This is a genomic window from Jatrophihabitans sp. (assembly GCF_036000465.1).
In the GTDB taxonomy this organism is placed as follows: domain Bacteria; phylum Actinomycetota; class Actinomycetes; order Mycobacteriales; family Jatrophihabitantaceae; genus Jatrophihabitans.
Window position 1 is genome coordinate 72086 of sequence record NZ_DASYFV010000044.1, and the last position, 18362, is coordinate 90447.

The window sequence follows — 18362 nt, forward strand, 5'->3', positions numbered from 1 at the left end:
GGTTCCCCTAGATGTCCAGGCCGATGTCGAGCACGGACGCCGAGTGCGTCAGCGCGCCGACAGCAAGGTAGTCGACGCCGGTCCCGGCGACCTCGCGCGCGGTGTCGAGGGAGAGCCGTCCGGACGCCTCGAGCCGGGCGCGGCCGCGCGCGTAGGCGACGACCTCGCGCAGGAGGGCCGGGCCCATGTTGTCGAGCAGCACGAGGTCGGCGCCGGCGTCGATCACCTCGCGGGCCTGCTCGACGGTGTCGACCTCGATCTCCAGCGGCAGGTCGGGGTGGGCCGTGCGCACGCGGCGGAACGCCTCGACGACGCCGCCCGCCGCGACGACGTGGTTGTCCTTCACCAGCGCGGCGTCGGACAGCGACATGCGGTGGTTCACCCCGCCGCCGCAGCGCACCGCGTACTTCTCCAGCGCGCGCAGGCCGGGCATGGTCTTGCGGGTGTCGCGGATCGCCGCGCCGGTGCCCTCGATCGCGTCGACCCAGCGCCGGGTGAGCGTCGCGACGCCGGAGAGGTGCCCGAGCAGGTTCAGCGCGGTGCGTTCGGCGGTGAGCAGGTCGCGCATCGGCCCGCGCACGGTGGCCAGCACCTCGCCCGAGGTCACCCGCGCGCCGTCGGCGCTGCCGAACTCGACCTGCACGCGCCCCTGGCCGACCGTCTCGAAGACGTACGCGGCGACGGGCAGGCCGGCCACGACGCCGTCCTGGCGCGACACCAGGTTCGCGGCCGAGACGGTGGCGGCGTCGACGGTCGAGGTGGTGGTCACGTCACCTTCGGGGCCGAGGTCCTCGGCCAGCGCGCGGGCCACGATGTCGGCGACGACGTCGCGGGGCAGCCCGGGTGCGAGCTCGGTCATGAGGGGATGGCCACGTAGTCGGTGACGAGCTCGCCGCCGGCGGTCAGCCCGGTGTCGAGGTGCCCGCGCCAGTGCGCGTCGTCGAGATCGGGGTGGTCGTCGCGCCAGTGCGCGCCGCGGGTCTCCTCGCGGCGTTGCGCGGCGGCGACGAGGGCCGACGCGACGGTGAGCAGGTTCGTCGTCTCCCACGCCTCGGTGCCGGGCGTGCCGCCGTCGCGCGTGGCGAGCGCGGCCAGGCCCTCGCCGGCCACGGTCAGCCCCTTCTCGTCGCGCAGCACGCCGACGTCGCGCGACATCAGCTGCTGCAGCTCCGGACGCGCCGACTCGGCGAGCAGGCCCCCGCTGACCGCCGCCGGGGCGACGACCTCCGGCGGCGCTGTCGGTTCGCTGAGTCGGGCGACGACGGTCTCGGCGATGCGGTGCCCGAACACGAGACCCTCGAGCAGCGAGTTCGAGGCCAGCCGGTTGGCGCCGTGCACGCCGGTACAGGCCGATTCACCGCACACGAACAGGCCACGCAGCGACGACTCCCCGACGAGGTCGGTGCGCACGCCACCGCTCGCGTAGTGACAGGCCGGGACGACCGGGATCAGGTCGCGCACCGGGTCGATCCCCAACGACAGCAGGGTTTCGTGGATCGTCGGGAAGCGGACGCGCCACTTCTCGGCGCCGAAGTGGCGCGCGTCGAGCCACACGTGCTCGGCGCCTGTCTCGCGCATACGGCGCAGGATCGCCTTGGCGACGACGTCGCGCGGGGCGAGGTCGGCGAGCTCGTGCTGCCCTTGCATGAACCGCTCACCCGCATCGTCGACGAGGAACGCGCCCTCGCCTCGCACCGCCTCGCTCACGAGGGGCTGCTGGCCCCGCGAGTTGCGTCCGAGCCAGGTGACGGTGGGGTGGAACTGCACGAACTCGAGATCGCGGACGACAGCCCCGGCCCGCATCGCCGCGGCCACGCCGTCGCCGGTCGAGACGCTGGGGTTGGTCGTCGACGCGTAGACCTGGCCGATGCCGCCGGTGGCGAGCACGACGGCGCGGGCCCGAACGGCGCCGACGCCGTCGCGCTGGCCCTCGCCCATGACGTGCAGCGTGAGCCCGGCGACCGAGCCGTCGGCCGCGGTCAGCAGGTCGAGCACGAGCGCGTGCTCGATGACGTCGACGCCGGTGGCGTCGAGCACGCGGGTGACGAGTGCGCGCTGGATCTCCGCCCCCGTCGCGTCGCCGCCGGCGTGCGCGATGCGGTCGCGGTGGTGGCCGCCCTCCCGGGTGAGCGACAGCTGCCCGTCACCGGCGCGGTCGAACCGGGCGCCCATCTGCACGAGCTCGCGCACGGCGGCGGCGCCCTCGCGCACGAGCACCCGCACGGCGGCCTCGTCACACACGCCCGCACCGGCCACGACGGTGTCGGCGAAGTGGTCCTCGGGCGAGTCACCGGCGCCGAGCGCCGCCGCGATGCCGCCCTGCGCCCAGCGGGTGCTGCCGGCGGCCAGCACGTCCTTCGTCACGAGCAGCACCCGCAGCGACGACTGGCGGCTGATGTGCAGCGCGGTGGTGAGCCCGGCGATGCCGGAACCGACGACCACGACGTCGGTCTCGACGTGCCATCCGGGTTCCGGGGCCGCCAGGCGCGTCGGCAGCCTCACAGCTCCACCGCGACGTTGTCGATGAGCCGGGTTCGTCCGACCCGGGCGGCAACGAGCAGGCGGGCCGGGCCGTGCTCGGGGATCTCGCCGAGATCGGCCGCGCGCAGCTCGAGGTAGTCGACGTCGAGGCCGGGTGCGGCGGCCAGCACCGCGGTGGCCGCGGTGATCACGGCGAGCGCACCGTCGGGGGCGGCGTCGCGGCCGACGAACAGCGCGCGGGACAGCGCGAGCGCCTGCTGCCGGTCGTCGGCCGAGAGGTAGACGTTGCGGCTCGACAGCGCCAGGCCGTCCGGCTCGCGCACGGTCGGCACGCCGGCGATACCGACGCCGAGATCGAGGTCGCCCGACATCCGACGGATCAGGGCGAGCTGCTGGTAGTCCTTCTCGCCGAAGAAGGCCAGCGCCGGGCGGGCGAGGTGGCACAGCTTGGCGACGACCGTCAGCACGCCGGCGAAGTGGGTGGGCCGCGACGCGCCCTCGAGGATCCTGCCGAGCGGGCCCGGGTGCACGCTCACCTGCGATTCGCCGGCCGGGTACACGTCTTCGACGCCGGGCGCCCACACCAGGTCGACCCCGAGGCGGCGGCACAGGTCGACGTCGTCGTCGAGGGTGCGGGGGTAGGTGGCGAGGTCCTCGGTCGGCGCGAACTGCATGGGGTTGACGAAGATCGTGACGACGACCGACTCGCAGACCTCCTTCGCCGCCTCGATGAGCGCGGCGTGCCCGGCGTGCAGCGCCCCCATCGTGGGGACGAGCCCGACCGGTCCGGCGAGGTCGTCCCGGGCCGCGGCGAGATCCGCCCGGGTCAGTGCGAACACCGTCATGCAATCTCCAGGGCGGCGAGGACGGCGTCGGTCTGGGCAGCACTGAGCCGGCCCGAGGCGTGCGCCCGTTCGGCCGTGCGGCGGGCCATCGCGAGGTAGGAGGGCAGCACGTCGGGCGCGCGTCGCGCGAGCGTCTGCACGTGGGCGGTCACGGTCGCGACGTCGCCGCGGGACACCGGACCGGTGAGGGCGGCGTCGCCGAGGCGCAGCACGTTGTCGAGCGCGGCGCTGAGCAGCGGCGCTACCAGGCGGGCCGGCTCGGCCACCCCGGCACCGTCGAGCAGCGTCATCGAGTCGTTGACGAGCGTGACGAGGTGGTTGGACGCGACCGTGAGCGACGCGTGATAGAGCGGCCGGGCCGATTCGGGCACCCATACCGGCTCGCCACCCATCTCGAGCACGAGCGATTCCGCGACCGGGCGCAGCTCGTCGAGGGCGGTGACGCCCCAGGTCGCGCCGTCGAGCCGATCGAGGTCCTCGGGTCGTCCGGTGAAGGTCATCACCGGGTGCAGCGCGAGCGCGAGCACGCCGCGCGCCGCCGCGGCGTCGAGCACCCCGATGCCCTGGGCCCCCGAGGTGTGCGCGACGAGTTGCCCCGGCCGCCAGACGCCGGTCTCGGCGAGACCGGCGACGAGGGGACGCAGCACGTCATCGGGCACCGCGAGCAGGACGAAGTCGGCCGTCGAGACCGTCTCGTCGACGGGGCGGACCGCCACACCGGGCAGCATCCGCTCGGCCCGGGCCAGCGACTCCGCCGACACCGCGCTCACGGCGACGACGTCGTGACCGGCCCGCGCGATCGCCGCACCGAGGGCACTGCCGACCCGGCCGGCGCCGACGACACCCACGCGGAGACGAGCCGGTCGCGCTGCTGGCGCGCTGGTCAATGGACGATCCTCACTTCGCCGGTGTCGAGCGACGTCCGCGAGCCTACTGGCCGCCCGCGCGGGCCCGTTCGGGTCACGGCTGTCACGCAGAGTCACCGGCAGGTAGGTTCGGGAGCCGTGACCGATCTGCAAGAGACCGTCGCCCGCAGCGCCGACACCGCCGACCTGCACGCCACCGTCCCCACGCTCCTGCTGGAGCTGCAGACGCTGCTCGGGGCCCTCACCGCCACGGTGACCGCCGGCACCGACCGGGGCCGCCGCCCGTTCCGTCCCGGCCCGGACTGGTCGCCCCGGATCGGCGAGCTCGCGTACGGGGTGTTCCTGCTCGCCGACCAGACCGGGGTCGACCTGGCCCGAGCCGTCGAGTTGACCGCCGAGCACCTGGAGTTCAAGGGCAAGCAGGCGAAGGCGGCCAGCGAGAACGGCTGGCCCTTTGAGAGCGCCTAGGGGCGACCGCCGCCGCATCCTCATCACCGGCGCCAGCTCGGGGCTGGGCGCGGAGATGGCCCGGCAGTTCGCGGCGAAGGGTCACGACCTCGCGTTGTGCGCGCGCCGGCTCGAGCGGCTCGAGGAGTTGCGCGCCGAGATCCGGGCCGCACACCCCGAGCGCACGGTGGTGATCCGCAACCTCGACGTCGACGACCACGACGACGTCTTCACCGTGATCCGCGGCCTCGCCGACGAGCTCGGCGGCCTCGACCGCGTCATCGTCAATGCCGGGCTGGGCAAGGGCGCGCCGGTCGGCACCGGCCGCTTCGACGTCAACCGCCAGACCGTGACCACCAACCTGGTCTCGGCGCTGGCCCAGTGCGAGGCGGCGATGGAACACTTCCGCGCCGCGAACGCCGGCCATCTCTCGTCGTGATCTCGTCGATGTCGGCGATGCGCGGGCTGCCCGGGAGCCTGACCGCGTACGCCGCCTCGAAGGCCGGCATCGCGTCGGTCGCCGAGGGCATCCGGGTCGAGATGGTCGGCACGCCGATCGTCGTGACCACGCTCTTCCCGGGCTACATCGCCTCGGAGATGAACGAGCGTGTGGCGCAGCGCACGCCGCTCGTGGCGACGACCGAGAAGGGCGTGCGCGCGATGGTCGCCGCGATCGACCGCGAGGTCGCCGAGGCCGCTGTCCCGGCCTGGCCGTGGCGCCCGCTCGGTTTCGTGATGCGGCACGCGCCGCTGCGCGTTCTGCGCAAGATGGCCTGATCCGACCGGGGCGAGTGAGCACCCTCACTAGACACGCTGGCAGAGGTGTGAGTAGTCCCGACCCCAGCCGGGAATCCCTTGCTACGCAAGGGATGTGATGCGAATGAGCTTGATCCGGGACGACGCGCGTCGGCACTGTGCCGATCGCCGCGCCCGCGCCTCGGCGCGGCCGACCCCGGTGCTCGCCCCGCTCACGTCCGCCGTCGTCGCCGTGCTGCTCTCCGTGGCCGTCACGCTGGTGCTCGGCCTGCCCGACGACCTGGTCGTGCTCGTCGGCGGGGGCGTGGCGCTGGTGGCCGCGGTTCTGGGCCGGCGCACCGTCGAGAGCCTCGTGGCCGGCGCCGGTATGCGCCTGGCCCAGCCGTACAGCCCGGGCGAGCAGGTGCGCCTGTTCGTGCCCACGCTGCACTCGGTCGTCGATGCCGAGATAGTGCGCGTGGGGCCGGCCAACACGACCCTGATGGTCGCCGGCGGCCTGCTGGTCGTGCCGAACAGCCGGATGCTCAAGGGCGCCCCCGAGCACCCGTCCACGTCGTCCGAAGCGGCGTAGCCCCCACCTCGATCGTCGGCCCGGTTGCTGACGCCGCGAAAAACAAGCATGCAGGCTTGATTCTTCGGGCGGCCCGTGCCAGGCTCCCAATGTGGCTGACCTTGCCGGTGTTCTCGCCGACCTCGCCGACGAGGGCGACACGCTCGACGAACTGCTCTCGACGCGCCCCGCCGAGGACTGGTCGCGACTCACGCCGGCACCGGGGTGGACGGTCGCGCAGCAGGTCGGGCACCTCGCCTGGACCGATGACATCGCCCGGCTGGCCGCGGCCGAGCCGGACGCCTTCCAACTGGAGCTGAGCAAGGTCGCGTCGGCCTGGGAGGGCTATGTCGACCGCGCCGCCGCCGAACGGGCCGCCGGGCCGCCGGAGGAGTTGCTGGCCTCGTGGCGCGCGTCGCGCCGCGCCCTGGCCGACGCGCTGCGCCGGGTGCCCGAGAGTGTCAAGCTGCCCTGGTTCGGGCCGCCGATGAGCCCGACGTCGATGGCCACCGCACGCCTGATGGAGACGTGGGCCCACTCGCAGGACGTCTTCGACGCGCTCGGCGTCGAGCACTTCGGTACCGATCGGCTGCGGCACATCGCCCACATCGGCGTGCGCACCCGGGACTTCGCGTTCCTCGTCAACGACCGCACCCTGCCGACCGAGCCGTTCCGGGTCGAGCTCGTCGGCCCGTTCGGCGACCTGTGGACGTGGGGGCCGCACGACGCCGCGCAGCAGGTGGCCGGCCCGGCGCTCGACTTCTGTCTGCTCGTGACCCAGCGCCGCAACCGGGCCGATCTCGCCGTCGTCGCGGTCGGGGCCGACGCCGACGCCTGGCTCGACATCGCCCAGGCCTTCGCCGGGCCGCCCGGCGAGGGACGCGCACCGTCCGGAGACGCGACGTGAGCACACCACCTTCGGTTCCGTTGCGTATCGCCAACGCCTCCGGCTTCTACGGCGACCGCGCCTCGGCCATGCACGAGATGTTGACCGGCGGGGAGATCGACGTCCTGACCGGCGACTACCTGGCCGAGCTGACGATGCTGATCCTCGGCCGCGACCGGCTCAAGGACGCCTCTCTCGGCTACGCCAAGACCTTCCTGCGCCACCTCGAATCCTCCCTCGGCACCGCGCTCGAGAAGGGCGTCAAGATCGTGACGAACGCCGGCGGGCTCAACCCGGCCGGCCTGGCGAACGCGGTGCGCACCCTGGCCGACAACCTCGGCCTGGACGTCTCGGTCGCGCACGTCGAGGGCGACGACCTGCGGAGTCGCGCGGGCGAGCTCGGGCTGGGTGAGCCGCTCGCGGCCAACGCCTACCTCGGCGCGTGGGGCATCGCTTCGTGCCTGCAGGCCGGCGCCGACATCGTCGTCACCGGGCGGGTCACCGATGCGTCGCTGGTCGTCGGGCCGGCCGCGGCGCACTTCGGCTGGAACCGGACCTCGTACGACGAGCTGGCCGGCGCCGTCGCGGCCGGGCACGTCATCGAGTGCGGGCCGCAGGCCACCGGTGGCAACTACGCGTTCTTCCGCGAGCTCGGCCCCCTCGACAAGCCGCTCGGCTTCCCGATCGCCGAGGTCTTCGCCGACGGCTCGTCGGTCATCACCAAGCACCCCGGGACGGGCGGCGCGGTCAGCGTCGGCACGGTGACCGCGCAGCTGCTCTACGAGATCGGCGGCGCCCGCTACGCCGGACCCGACGTCACCGCCCGCTTCGACACCATCGAGCTGACCGGCGACGGCCCCGACCGCGTGCGCATCAGCGGCGTGCGGGGCGAGGCCCCCCCGCCCACGGTCAAGGTCGGGCTCAACACCCTCGGCGGATTCCGCAACGAGGTCACCTTCGTGCTCACCGGTCTCGACATCGAGGCCAAGGCGTCGTTCGTCAAGCAGCAGCTGGCCGACCTCGACGCCACGTGGACGCTCGCCCGCACCGACCACACCGACGCCGACGTGCAGGAGGAGGCCGCGGCGCTGCTGCACTGCGTGGTCCGGGGCACCGATCCGAAGGCGCTCGGCCGGGCATTCTCCGGGGCGGCCATCGAGCTCGCGCTGGCGTCCTACCCGGGCTTCTTCGTCACCGCCCCGCCCGGTGACGCCTCCCCCTACGGCGTGTTCACCTCGGCATTCGTGCCGGCGGGCGAGGTGCCGCACGTCGCGGTGCATCCCGACGGGACGCGGGTCGACATCGCCCCGGCCGGCGAGACGCGCCAGCTCGAGGCGGTGCCCGAGCCCGACCTGCCCGCCGCACTGCCGTCCGGGCCGTCGCGGCGGCTCTGGCTCGGCACGCTCGTCGGCGCCCGCAGCGGTGACAAGGGCGGCTCGGCCAACGTCGGCGTGTGGGCCCGCTCCGACGCCGCCTGGTCGTGGCTCGCCAACTTCCTCACGGTCGCCGAGTTCAAGCGGCTGCTGCCGGAGACGGCGTCCCTGCCGGTCACGCGGAACGTGCTGCCCAACCTGCGCGCGCTCAACTTCGTGGTCGAGGGCGTGCTCGGGCAGGGTGTCGCCTCGCAGGCGCGGCACGACCCGCAGGCCAAGGCCATCGGCGAGTGGCTGCGCTCGCGCGTCGTCGAGATCCCGGAGGCGGCTCGTGCTCTCTGACCCGTTCGCGACCCCGGAGCGCGCGGCGCTGCGCGACACGATCCGGCGCTTCGTCCGCAGCGATGTGCTGCCATACCAAACGGTATGGGAGCGTGAGGGTGAGTTACCGCGCTCCCTGCACGAGCGGGCCGGCGAGCTCGGACTGATCGGGCTCTCCTATCCGTCGTCGGTCGGCGGTGGCGGCGGAGACGCCGTCGACGCGCTGGTGCTGGCCGAGGAGATGCACTACGCCGGCGGGTCGAGCGGGCTGTTCGCGTCGCTGTTCACGTCGGGCATCTCGCTGCCGCACCTCGTCGCGGCGGGCGACGCCGAACAGATCGACCGCTGGGTGCGCCCGACGATCGCCGGCGCGATGATCGGCTCGCTCGCGATCACCGAGCCCGACGGCGGCTCGGACGTCGCGGGCATCCGCACGGCGGCCACACGCGACGGCGACGAGTACGTCATCAACGGCGCCAAGACCTACATCACCTCCGGCGTGCGGGCCGACTTCGTGGTCACCGCGGTGCGCACCGGCGACGCCGGCGCGCACGGCCTCTCGCTGATCGTGGTCGAGAAGGGCACGCCCGGTTTCGCGGTCTCGCGCAAGCTGGAGAAGATGGGCTGGCTCTGCTCCGACACCGCCGAGCTCTCCTACGTCGACGTGCGGGTGCCGGTCGCCAATCTCGTCGGCAAGGAGAACACCGGCTTCGTCCAGATCGCGCAGAACTTCGTCTCCGAGCGCATCGGGCTGGCCGTGCAGTCCTACGCCTGCGGGCAGCGCGCGCTCGATCTCACCGTGCAGTGGTGCCGGGACCGCGAGACGTTCGGCCGCCCGCTGATCAGCCGGCAGCCGGTGCAGAACACGCTCGCCGAGATGGCGCGGCGCATCGAGGTCGCGCGGGTCTACACCCGCTCGGTCGCGGCCCGCGCCGCCGCCGGCGAGACCAACCTCGTCACCGAGGCCTGCTTCGCGAAGAACACCGCGGTCGAGGCCGGCATGTACGCGGTCGACCAGGCCGTCCAGTTGCACGGAGGGATGGGCTACATGCGCGAGTCCGAGGTCGAGCGGCAGTACCGCGACATGCGGATCATGGGCATCGGCGGCGGGACGAACGAGATCCTGACCGGGCTCACGGCCAAGACGCTCGGATACACGTCGTGACGATCCTCAAGACCACGGTCGACCGGTCGTCGCCGGAGTACGCCACGAACCGCGCGGCGCTGCTCGAGCAGATCGCGAACGTCGAGGCCGAGCAGGCCAAGGCCGTCGCCGGCGGCGGCGAGAAGTACGTCGCCCGGCACCACGAGCGGGGCAAGCTGCTGGTGCGCGAGCGCGTCGAGCTGCTCATCGACCCGGGCTCGCACTTCCTCGAGTTCTCACCGCTGGCGGCGTGGGGTTCGGACTTCACCGTCGGCGCCTCCGTCGTCACGGGCATCGGCATCGTCAACGGCGTCGAGTGCCTGATCAGCGGCAGCGACCCGACCGTGCGCGGCGGCGCGTCCAACCCGTGGACGTTGAAGAAGAGCCTGCGGGCGCACCAGATCGCGCTGGAGAACCGGCTGCCGATGATCGGGCTGGTCGAGTCCGGTGGTGCCGACCTGCCGACGCAGAAGGAGATCTTCATCCCGGGCGGGCAGATCTTCCGGGATCTCACCCGCCTGTCGGCCGAGGGCATCCCGACCCTCGCGCTGGTCTTCGGCAACTCCACCGCGGGCGGCGCGTACATCCCGGGCATGAGCGACTACGTCGTCATGGTCAAGGAGCGGGCCAAGGTGTTCCTGGCCGGCCCGCCGCTGGTGAAGATGGCGACCGGTGAGGAGTCCGACGACGAGTCGCTGGGCGGCGCCGACATGCACGCCCGGCAGTCCGGCCTGGCCGACTACTTCGCCGTCGACGAGCGGGACGCGATCCGCCTCGGCCGCGAGATCATCGGCCGGCTCAACTGGCACAAGCAGGGCCCCTCGCCCAAACCGGATCCGGCTCCGCCGCTCTACGACGCCGAGGACCTGCTCGGCATCGTCCCCACCGACCTGAAGGTGCCCTTCGACCCGCGCGAGGTCGTCGCCCGGCTCGTCGACGGCTCCGAGTTCGACGAGTTCAAGCCGCTCTACGGATCGTCGCTGGTCACCGGCTGGGCGTCGCTGCACGGCTATCCGATCGGCATCCTGGCCAACGCCCGCGGCGTGCTGTTCAGCGAGGAGGCGCAGAAGGCGGCGCAGTTCATCCAGCTCGCCAACCGCGCCGACACCCCGCTGCTGTTCCTGCAGAACACCACCGGCTACATGGTCGGCAAGGAGTACGAGCAGGGCGGCATCATCAAGCACGGCGCGTTCATGATCAACGCGGTGTCGAACTCGAAGGTGCCGCACCTGACCGTCACGATGGGCGCCTCCTACGGCGCCGGCAACTACGGCATGTGCGGACGCGCCTACGGCCCCCGTTTCCTGTTCACCTGGCCCTCGGCGAAGTCGGCCGTGATGGGACCGGCCCAGCTCGCCGGTGTCATGACCATCGTCGCCCGGCAGGCCGCCGAGGCCCGGGGTCAGGAGTTCGACGAGGCCGGCGCAGCCCAGATGCGCGCCTACGTCGAGGGCCAGATCGAGGAGCAGTCGCTCGCCCCCTTCCTCTCCGGCATGCTCTACGACGACGGCATCATCGACCCGCGCGACACCCGCACCGTCCTCGGCATCGCGCTGTCGGCCGTCCACAACGCACCCGTCGCCGGCGCCCAGGGCTACGGGGTGTTCCGGCTGTGAGCGACGCCTGCGGAGCGATCCGGCAAGCCCCGCCGCCCGCCCCGACCGTTGAGTGGCGAGAAACGGTCTTCAGTGGCGCGTACCTACTCGCCACTCAACGGCGGAACTCGCCACTCAACGGGATGGGGCTGCACCGATGAGCGTCACGACCGTCCTCGTCGCGAACCGGGGCGAGATCGCGCGACGGGTGTTCCGCACCTGCCGCGACCTCGGACTCGGCACGGTGGCCGTGTTCTCCGACCCGGACGCCGATGCGCCGCACGTGCGCGAGGCCGATGCCGCGGTGCACCTGCCGGGCAGCACGCCGGGCGAGACGTACCTGCGGGGTGACCTGATCGTCGCCGCGGCGCGGCAGGCGGGCGCCGATGCCGTCCACCCCGGCTACGGCTTCCTGTCCGAGAACGCGGGGTTCGCCCGCGCGGTCATCGAGGCCGGGCTCACCTGGATCGGGCCGCCGCCCGAGGCGATCGACTCGATGGGCAGCAAGATCGAGTCCAAGCGGATGATGGCCGCGGCCGGCGTGCCGGTGCTGACCGAGCTCGATCCGGGATCGGTCACCGAGGCCGACCTCCCGGTGCTCATCAAGGCCAGCGCGGGTGGCGGCGGGCGTGGCATGCGCATCGTCCGCTCCCTCGACGCCCTGACCGGTGAGGTCGAGGCCGCCCGATCCGAGGCGGCGAGCGCGTTCGGCGACCCGACCGTCTTCTGCGAGCCCTACCTCGCGACCGGGCGGCACATCGAGGTGCAGGTCATGGCCGACCGGCACGGCACGGTGTGGGCCGTGGGCGAGCGCGAGTGCTCGATCCAGCGCCGGCACCAGAAGGTCGTCGAAGAGGCGCCCTCGCCGCTCGTCGAGCGCATCGGCGACGGCCTGCGCAAGGAACTCTTCGACGCCGCCCGGGCCGCCGCGAGCGCCATCGCCTACACCGGCGCGGGCACGGTCGAGTTCATCGCTGACGACGACGGTCGCTTCTTCTTCCTCGAGATGAACACCCGACTGCAGGTCGAGCACCCGGTCACCGAGTGCACCACCGGCCTCGACCTCGTCGCCCTCCAGGTGGCGGTCGCCGGCGGTGCGACGCTCGACCCCGAACCGCCCGCGAGCCACGGCGCGGCCATCGAGGTGCGCCTGTACGCCGAGGATCCGGCGGCCGGCTGGCAGCCCCAGTCCGGAACGCTGCACCGCGTCGAGATTCCGGGCGTCACGACCGAGTTCGACCTCCACTCGCGCTCGGCCGGCATCCGCCTCGACAGCGGCGTGGTCGACGGCTCGGTCGTCGGCATCCACTACGACCCGATGCTCGCCAAGGTGATCGCCTGGGCGCCGACCCGCGACCAGGCCGCCCGAGCGCTCGCGACCACGCTGGCCCGCAGCCGCGTGCACGGCGTCGTCACCAACCGCGACCTGCTCGTGAACGTGCTCCGCCACCCCGCCTTCCTCGCCGGCGAGACCGACACGGCGTTCTTCGACCGGCACGGGCTGGACACGCTGGCCGCCCCGCTGGCCGACGCCGGGGGGGAACGGATCAGCGCGCTCGCCGCTGCCCTCGCGCTCGACGCCGCGGCCCGCGAGAACGCGGTGGTGCTGCGCGAGATCCCGTCCGGCTGGCGCAACGTCGTGTCGGGGCCGCAGCAGATCACCTTCGAGGGCACCACCACCCACGAGGTCGGCTACCGGCTGACCCGCGACGGGCTCGTTGCCGACGGATTCGAGAGCACTGCTCTCGTTTCTGTGAGCAGTGCTCTCGTAACTCTCGACACCGACGGCGTGCGGCGCCGGTTCACCGTCGAGGTCCACGGCGACGAGACCTACGTCGACTCGTCGCTCGGGGCGGTGCGGCTGCGCCGCGTCCCGCGCTTCGTCGACCCGGCCGAGCAGGTGGCCGCGGGTTCGTTGCTGGCCCCGATGCCCGGCTCGGTCATCCGCATCGCCGTCGCGCAGGGCGACACCGTCACGGCGGGCCAGCCGATCCTCTGGCTCGAGGCCATGAAGATGCAGCACCAGATCAATGCCCCGGCCGACGGCGTCATCGCCGAGCTGCCGGTCAGCGCAGGACAGCAGATCGACGTGGGCGCGGTTCTCGCCGTGGTCACCGACCCGGAGGAGTGACCATGGACTTTCGCGAGACGGAAGAGCAGCTCGCGCTGCGCAAGGCCGTTGCCGAGCTCGGCCGCCGTTACGGCCACGAGTACACCGCGCCCCGCGCCCGCAACCGCGAGCCGCTGACCGAGTTGTGGAACGAGACCGGCAAGGCCGGCTTCATCGGGCTCAACCTGCCCGAGCAGTACGGCGGCGGCGGGGCCGGCATGTACGAGCTCGCGATCGTCGGCGAGGAGCTCAACGCGGCCGGCTGCGGCCTGCTCATGATGGTCGTCTCGCCCGCCATCAACGGCACGATCATCAGCCGCTTCGGCACCGACGAGCAGAAGGACCGCTGGCTGCCCGGCATCGCCAGCGGCGAGATCATCATGGCCTTCGGGGTCACTGAGCCCGACGCCGGCTCGAACACACACAAGATCACCACGACGGCGCGGCGCGACGGCAGCGACTGGCTGCTCAGCGGCCGCAAGTACTACGTGTCCGGTGTCGATCACGCGCAGGCGATCCTCATCGTCGCCCGCACCGAGGACCAGAAGACCGGCAAGCTCAAGCCTGCCCTCTTCGCCTTCCCGACCGACACCCCCGGCTTCGAGTACAACGCGATCGACATGGACGTCGTGATGCCGGACAAGCAGTTCATGCTCTACATGGACGACGTCCGGCTGCCGGCCGACGCGCTCATCGGCGATGAGGACGCCGCCCTCGCCCAGCTGTTCGCCGGGCTCAACCCCGAGCGCATCATGGCCGCAGCCGGCTCGATCGGCATGGGCCGCTACGCGATGGACAAGGCCGTCGCCTACGCCAACGAGCGCGCCGTCTGGGGCGGCAAGCCGATCGGCACCCACCAGGGCATCTCGCACCCGCTGGCCAAGGCCAAGGTCGAGCTCGAGCTGGCCAAGCTGATGATGCAGAAGGCTGCGTCCCTCTACGACTCCGGCGACGACATGGGCGCGGGCGAATCCGCCAACATGGCGAAGTACGCCGCCGCCGAGGCGTCCATCGCCGCCGTCGACCAGGCCGTCCAGACCCACGGCGGCAACGGCCTCGCGCACGAGTACGGGCTGGGCAACCTGCTCATCGGCGCCCGGGTCGCGCGCATCGCGCCGGTGAGCCGGGAGATGATCCTCAACTTCGTCGCCCAGTTCAGTCTCGGCCTGCCGAAGTCGTACTGATGGCACTCACGCATTACACCGTCGAGCGCGCGATCGCGACGATCACGCTCGACTCGCCGCACAACCGCAACGCGCTCTCGGCCCAGCTCGTCACCGAGACCACCGAGCACCTGCAGGCGGCCGCGGCCGACGACGCGGTGCGGGCCGTCGTCCTCACCCACTCCGGCACGACCTTCTGCGCGGGCGCCGACCTCAAGGAGTCGGCCGCCGAGGGCGGTCCGGCCATGGGTACGAAACGGATGCTCGACCTGCTGCGCGCCATCGCCGAGCTGCCCAAGCCGGTGATCACCCGCATCGACGGCGCGGTGCGGGCGGGTGGCCTCGGCATCGTCGGCGCGAGCGACATCGCCGTGGCGAGCCCGGCGGCGTCGTTCGCGTTCACCGAGGTGCGCCTCGGCCTCGCCCCGGCGATCATCTCGCTCAGCACGCTGACCCGGATGAGCGAGCGGGCCGCCGCGCGCTACTACCTCACCGGCGAGAAGTTCGACGCCGCGGCGGCTGCGGACTGCGGGCTGATCACGACGGCCGCCGACGATCTCGACGCCGAGCTCGCGGTGCTCACCGACGCGCTGCGGGCCTGCTCGCCCCAGGGCCTGGCCGAGACCAAACCGGTGACCACGCGGACGATGCTCGCCGCGTTCGCCGAGCGGGGCGACGAGGTGCAGGCGCAGTCGCAGCGGCTGTTCGGCTCGGAGGAGGCCCGCGAGGGCATGCGGGCGTTCCTCGAGAAGCGTCCGCCCCGCTGGGCGAGCGCCTAGACCGATGTCCACCGCCCGATGACCGTCGCCGAGGCGCGCCAGCCGCAGCAGGACCGCTCCCGGGCCACCCGCGCGCGGCTGCTGGAGTCGGCCATCACGTGTCTTGCCGACCTCGGGTGGACGGCCAGCACCGTCGCGGTCGTCGCCGAGCACGCCGGCGTCTCGCGAGGGGCCGCGCAGCACCACTTCCCCACCCGCGAGGCGCTCTTCACCGCCGCGCTCGAACAGGTGACGACCGAGCGGGCGGCCGAGATGCGCCGCGAGGTCAGCGAGAAGCGCCGTGAGTTCGACACCGCGGCGATCGTCGACCTCGTGTTCGGCCTGTTCACCGGCACGTTCTTCCGGGCCGCGCTGATGTTGTGGGTGGCGGCCGCGTCCGAGCCTCAGCTGCGCGACCAGATCGTCCCGCTCGAGGCCCGCATCGGGCGCGAGATCCACCGCTCGGTCGTCGAACTCCTCGGCGTGGACGAGCAGGTCGAGGGCGTGCGCGAGACCGTGCAGGCCACCCTCGACCTTGCCCGTGGCCTCGGCCTGGCCACCCTGCTCACCGACGACAGCGCGCGGCGCGACCGCATCGCCCGGCAGTGGGCGACGATCCTCGACGCCACGCTGCACCCGTAACGGGGCCCGAGCTCAGCGCTGGACGCCTTCGCGGGCGAGCAGGCGGGCCAGCAGGTCCTCGCCCGAGTCGCTCTCGTCGGCGCGGCGGTGCCGGCGTCCGGCCGGAGCCTCGGCCCCACCCTCGCCGCCGCGCGAGTGGCGCCCGGCGTCGCGCTCGGCCTCGGCCGCCTTCTCCGCGGCCTGGGCCGCCTTCTCCGCCTCGATCTCGTCCGCGACGCGGCGGCGTCCGGTGTAGCGCGGACCCTCGGCCGGCTCCGGCTCGCGCTCGGGCTTCGCCGCGGCGGGTACCGACTCGATCGGGTCGAGTTCGAAGTCGGTGAACGGACGGATGCGGGGCAGCGACGCGAACGGATCCTCGCCCCGGGCGGCGCCGACGGCGATCGGTGGCGGCGGCGGTGGCGGCAGCGGCACGGCCGGGCGCGCCGGCTGCTGCGGACGCGACTCGGACGGAGCCGCGGCCGGAGGAGGTGCGGCGACGCGGGGCGGTGCGGCCGCGTCGGCCTTCTGCGGCAGGCGCGGCCCCCGGCTGACCGGCGGGCTGAGGCGTGCTCCGGGGGCGGCCGGGCCGGCCGCCTGCTGAGCCGCGGGCTGCGGGGCGGCGGGCTGCTGCGCCGGCGCGTTCGCGGGTGGCGGAGTCCGTTGCTCGGGCGGCGCGGGCGGGGGCGGCGGGGCGATCGGCTCGCGCACCTCGACCGTCGGCTGGACCGGGCGCACCGAGGCGTCGACCCGCTCGACAGTGTGGACGTCGGCCTCGACGACCGAGCGTGTGCGGCCCAGGTCGGCGCCGGCGAGGCGACCGAGCGCGATCTCGAGCGACCCGGTGGTGCTGGCCTGCTTGAGCTGGCGCACCTCGTGCTGCAGCGCCTCGAGGTCGGAGCCGATGAGGCGCGTGGTCTCGATCCGCTCGAGCCGCAGCTGGCCGCCCACCTTCTCGAGCAGGTCCTGGCGCAGCTGGGCGATCTCCGACCGCAGTGAAGCGACCTCGCGGGTCATCGTCGCGTTGATCTCGCGTCGCAGCATGTGCTCGAGCCGCACCTCGTAGGCGCGTCGGGCCGCGGCCTCGTCGGCCCGGTCGAGCTCACCGGACGCCCGCAGCTCCAGCTCGGTGCCCGTCTCGGCCGGAGCCTCGGGCTCGTCGTGCTGCCGGCGGCCGAACGCCGTGAACGCGCCGAGGATCGCGCCCCACAGGCCGGCGAGGACGCCGAGCTGCAGGCTCTTCGGTGTGGTGCTCGTCGAGATGAGCCATACGGCGATGACCCCGAGCACGACCGCCAGGCCGAACCCGGCCGTGCGGAGGGCGACACCACGCGTCAGGGGCGGGGTATCGGGGCGTGGCACCGCACCATCGTAGACAACGTGACCAGCCCCGCCGGTCCGGCCGATCAGACCGGCCGGATGCTCACAGCTTCCTCACCGGCGTCGATCTTGGTCGTGTCCGGGATCGATCGCCGCCCGCTCGAGCAGCAGCCCGGCCCCGACCAGCACCGCCGCCGCGAGCAGCAGGAACACCCCGGCGCGGGTGTCGCGGGACGCGGCCGAGACCGTCCCGGCGTCGGGCAGCACCCGCAACAGCAGTGCCAGCGCCGCCCCCACCACGCCGGCACCGACCAGCGACGACGCCTTGGCGAGCGCCACGCACCGGGCGATCGCGATGGCGGTCATCGGCTTGGCGTCGGGCACGTGCCGCACCGCTGCCCGCACCCGCCGCGCGGCCACGAGCTCTACGACGGCCAGCGCGGCCAGCGGCACGGGCGTCAGCGGCTGCAGCGGCGGCAACGAGCCGTAGGAGAAGCGCAGCAGCACGTAGACCGTCACCCCGATCACGACCAGCGGCACGGCGAGGTCGCCCCACCGGGTGCGGCGCATGCCCGGTTCGTGGGTCACGCGAGTTCCACCGAGGTGCGGACGACACCCGCGACGTCGCCGGTCGGCAGTGCCGCGATCAGGTCCGCCACCGGACGCCCGCCGAGCACGGCCGCGGCGTCGGCCGCCGCCCACGGCACGAGGACGAAGGCCCGCTCGTGCGCGCGCGGATGCGGCAGGGTCAGCTCCGGGTGGTCGCTGACCAGGTCGTCCACGGCCACCACGTCGACGTCGAGCGTCCGCGGGCCCCACCGCACCTCTCGGGTGCGGCCGGCGGCCTGCTCGGCCGCGTGCGCGCGACTCAGCCAGTCGCGCGGCGTGGCCCGCGCGTCGGCGACGAGCACCACCGCGTTCAGGTACGGGTCCTGCGGCACCGGACCCCACGGCGGCGTCTCGTACACCGGCGAGACGGCCCGCAGCCACGGCCGCAACGCGTCGACCGCGGCCTGCAGCGTCGCCGCGCGATCACCCAGGTTCGACCCGATCGACAGCACCGCTGCGGTCATCGGCCTGCCCTCGCTGCGCTCGGTTCTGCCGCCGGAGGAGATCTGTGCCCATGGAT

At 73.2% G+C, this 18362-nt stretch carries 17 protein-coding genes and 1 pseudogene; 11 read left to right on the top strand and 7 right to left on the bottom strand.

All coding sequences use genetic code 11. From position 1 onward, the window contains the following. Positions 1–7 precede the first annotated feature (7 nt). Genes nadC through VGN18_RS14240 form a run of 4 tightly spaced genes read right to left on the bottom strand, consistent with a single transcriptional unit; the run spans position 8 to position 4213 of the window. Complete coding sequence (nadC, locus tag VGN18_RS14225; protein ID WP_327540360.1) at positions 8–859, bottom strand: carboxylating nicotinate-nucleotide diphosphorylase; 852 nt, start codon at positions 857–859, stop codon at positions 8–10. Next, positions 856–2496 carry an L-aspartate oxidase gene (locus VGN18_RS14230; protein WP_349259924.1) on the bottom strand — a complete coding sequence of 547 codons (1641 nt, stop codon included), beginning with the start codon at positions 2494–2496 and terminating at the stop codon, positions 856–858. The genes nadC and VGN18_RS14230 overlap by 4 nt, the downstream gene beginning before the upstream one ends. A gap of 2 nt (positions 2497–2498) precedes the next feature. Beyond that, entirely contained in the window at positions 2499–3326 is an 828-nt protein-coding gene (panC, locus tag VGN18_RS14235; RefSeq protein ID WP_327540362.1) for a pantoate--beta-alanine ligase, read from the bottom strand. After that, a complete protein-coding gene (locus tag VGN18_RS14240) occupies positions 3323–4213 on the bottom strand; it encodes a Rossmann-like and DUF2520 domain-containing protein (protein ID WP_327540363.1) in 891 nt (296 codons plus the stop codon). Before VGN18_RS14240 ends, panC begins: the two co-directional genes overlap by 4 nt. Before the next feature lie 117 nt (positions 4214–4330). Here VGN18_RS14240 and VGN18_RS14245 point away from each other — a divergent pair, with 117 nt between their 5' ends. The 11 genes and pseudogenes from VGN18_RS14245 (at position 4331) to VGN18_RS14300 (ending at position 15937) form a co-directional block, all read left to right on the top strand. Then, positions 4331–4660, top strand: coding sequence for a hypothetical protein (locus VGN18_RS14245; RefSeq protein ID WP_327540364.1), 330 nt, complete (start codon positions 4331–4333; stop codon positions 4658–4660). Positions 4661–4715: 55 nt separating this feature from the next. After that, positions 4716–5416, top strand: a pseudogene (locus VGN18_RS21115) (SDR family oxidoreductase). Positions 5417–5519: 103 nt separating this feature from the next. Then, entirely contained in the window at positions 5520–5966 is a 447-nt protein-coding gene (locus tag VGN18_RS14260) for a hypothetical protein (protein WP_327540367.1), read from the top strand. Positions 5967–6057: 91 nt separating this feature from the next. Further along, positions 6058–6852 (top strand): TIGR03084 family metal-binding protein, encoded by a 795-nt coding sequence (locus VGN18_RS14265; RefSeq protein WP_327540368.1) that lies wholly within the window; start codon positions 6058–6060, stop codon positions 6850–6852. Next, positions 6849–8546, top strand: coding sequence for an acyclic terpene utilization AtuA family protein (locus VGN18_RS14270; protein WP_327540369.1), 1698 nt, complete (start codon positions 6849–6851; stop codon positions 8544–8546). The genes VGN18_RS14265 and VGN18_RS14270 overlap by 4 nt, the downstream gene beginning before the upstream one ends. Continuing rightward, positions 8536–9690 (top strand): acyl-CoA dehydrogenase family protein, encoded by a 1155-nt coding sequence (locus tag VGN18_RS14275; protein ID WP_327540370.1) that lies wholly within the window; start codon positions 8536–8538, stop codon positions 9688–9690. Before VGN18_RS14270 ends, VGN18_RS14275 begins: the two co-directional genes overlap by 11 nt. Beyond that, positions 9687–11285: an acyl-CoA carboxylase subunit beta gene (locus VGN18_RS14280; RefSeq protein WP_327540371.1), complete on the top strand. Its 1599-nt coding sequence runs from the start codon at positions 9687–9689 to the stop codon at positions 11283–11285. Before VGN18_RS14275 ends, VGN18_RS14280 begins: the two co-directional genes overlap by 4 nt. A gap of 136 nt (positions 11286–11421) precedes the next feature. Next, positions 11422–13395, top strand: coding sequence for an acetyl/propionyl/methylcrotonyl-CoA carboxylase subunit alpha (locus VGN18_RS14285; protein ID WP_327540372.1), 1974 nt, complete (start codon positions 11422–11424; stop codon positions 13393–13395). 2 nt (positions 13396–13397) lie between these two features. Next, positions 13398–14558 (top strand): acyl-CoA dehydrogenase family protein, encoded by a 1161-nt coding sequence (locus tag VGN18_RS14290; RefSeq protein WP_327540373.1) that lies wholly within the window; start codon positions 13398–13400, stop codon positions 14556–14558. Next, positions 14558–15316, top strand: coding sequence for an enoyl-CoA hydratase family protein (locus tag VGN18_RS14295; protein ID WP_327540374.1), 759 nt, complete (start codon positions 14558–14560; stop codon positions 15314–15316). Before VGN18_RS14290 ends, VGN18_RS14295 begins: the two co-directional genes overlap by 1 nt. 18 nt (positions 15317–15334) lie before the next feature. Further along, a complete protein-coding gene (locus VGN18_RS14300; protein ID WP_327540375.1) occupies positions 15335–15937 on the top strand; it encodes a TetR/AcrR family transcriptional regulator in 603 nt (200 codons plus the stop codon). A gap of 12 nt (positions 15938–15949) precedes the next feature. Here the strand turns inward: VGN18_RS14300 and VGN18_RS14305 are convergent, their stop codons facing one another. The 3 genes from VGN18_RS14305 to folK all read right to left on the bottom strand — a co-directional run bounded on the left by VGN18_RS14305 (position 15950) and on the right by folK (position 18306). Further along, positions 15950–17275 carry a DUF6779 domain-containing protein gene (locus VGN18_RS14305; protein ID WP_327540376.1) on the bottom strand — a complete coding sequence of 442 codons (1326 nt, stop codon included), beginning with the start codon at positions 17273–17275 and terminating at the stop codon, positions 15950–15952. 72 nt (positions 17276–17347) lie between these two features. Then, the gene (locus VGN18_RS14310) at positions 17348–17821 is read right to left on the bottom strand and encodes a DUF3180 domain-containing protein (RefSeq protein WP_327540377.1); all 474 of its coding nucleotides are present in this window, start codon (positions 17819–17821) and stop codon (positions 17348–17350) included. Beyond that, positions 17818–18306, bottom strand: a complete 489-nt coding sequence (folK, locus tag VGN18_RS14315) for a 2-amino-4-hydroxy-6-hydroxymethyldihydropteridine diphosphokinase (RefSeq protein WP_327540378.1) — start codon at positions 18304–18306, stop codon at positions 17818–17820. Before folK ends, VGN18_RS14310 begins: the two co-directional genes overlap by 4 nt. Between the last annotated feature and the right edge of the window lie 56 nt (positions 18307–18362).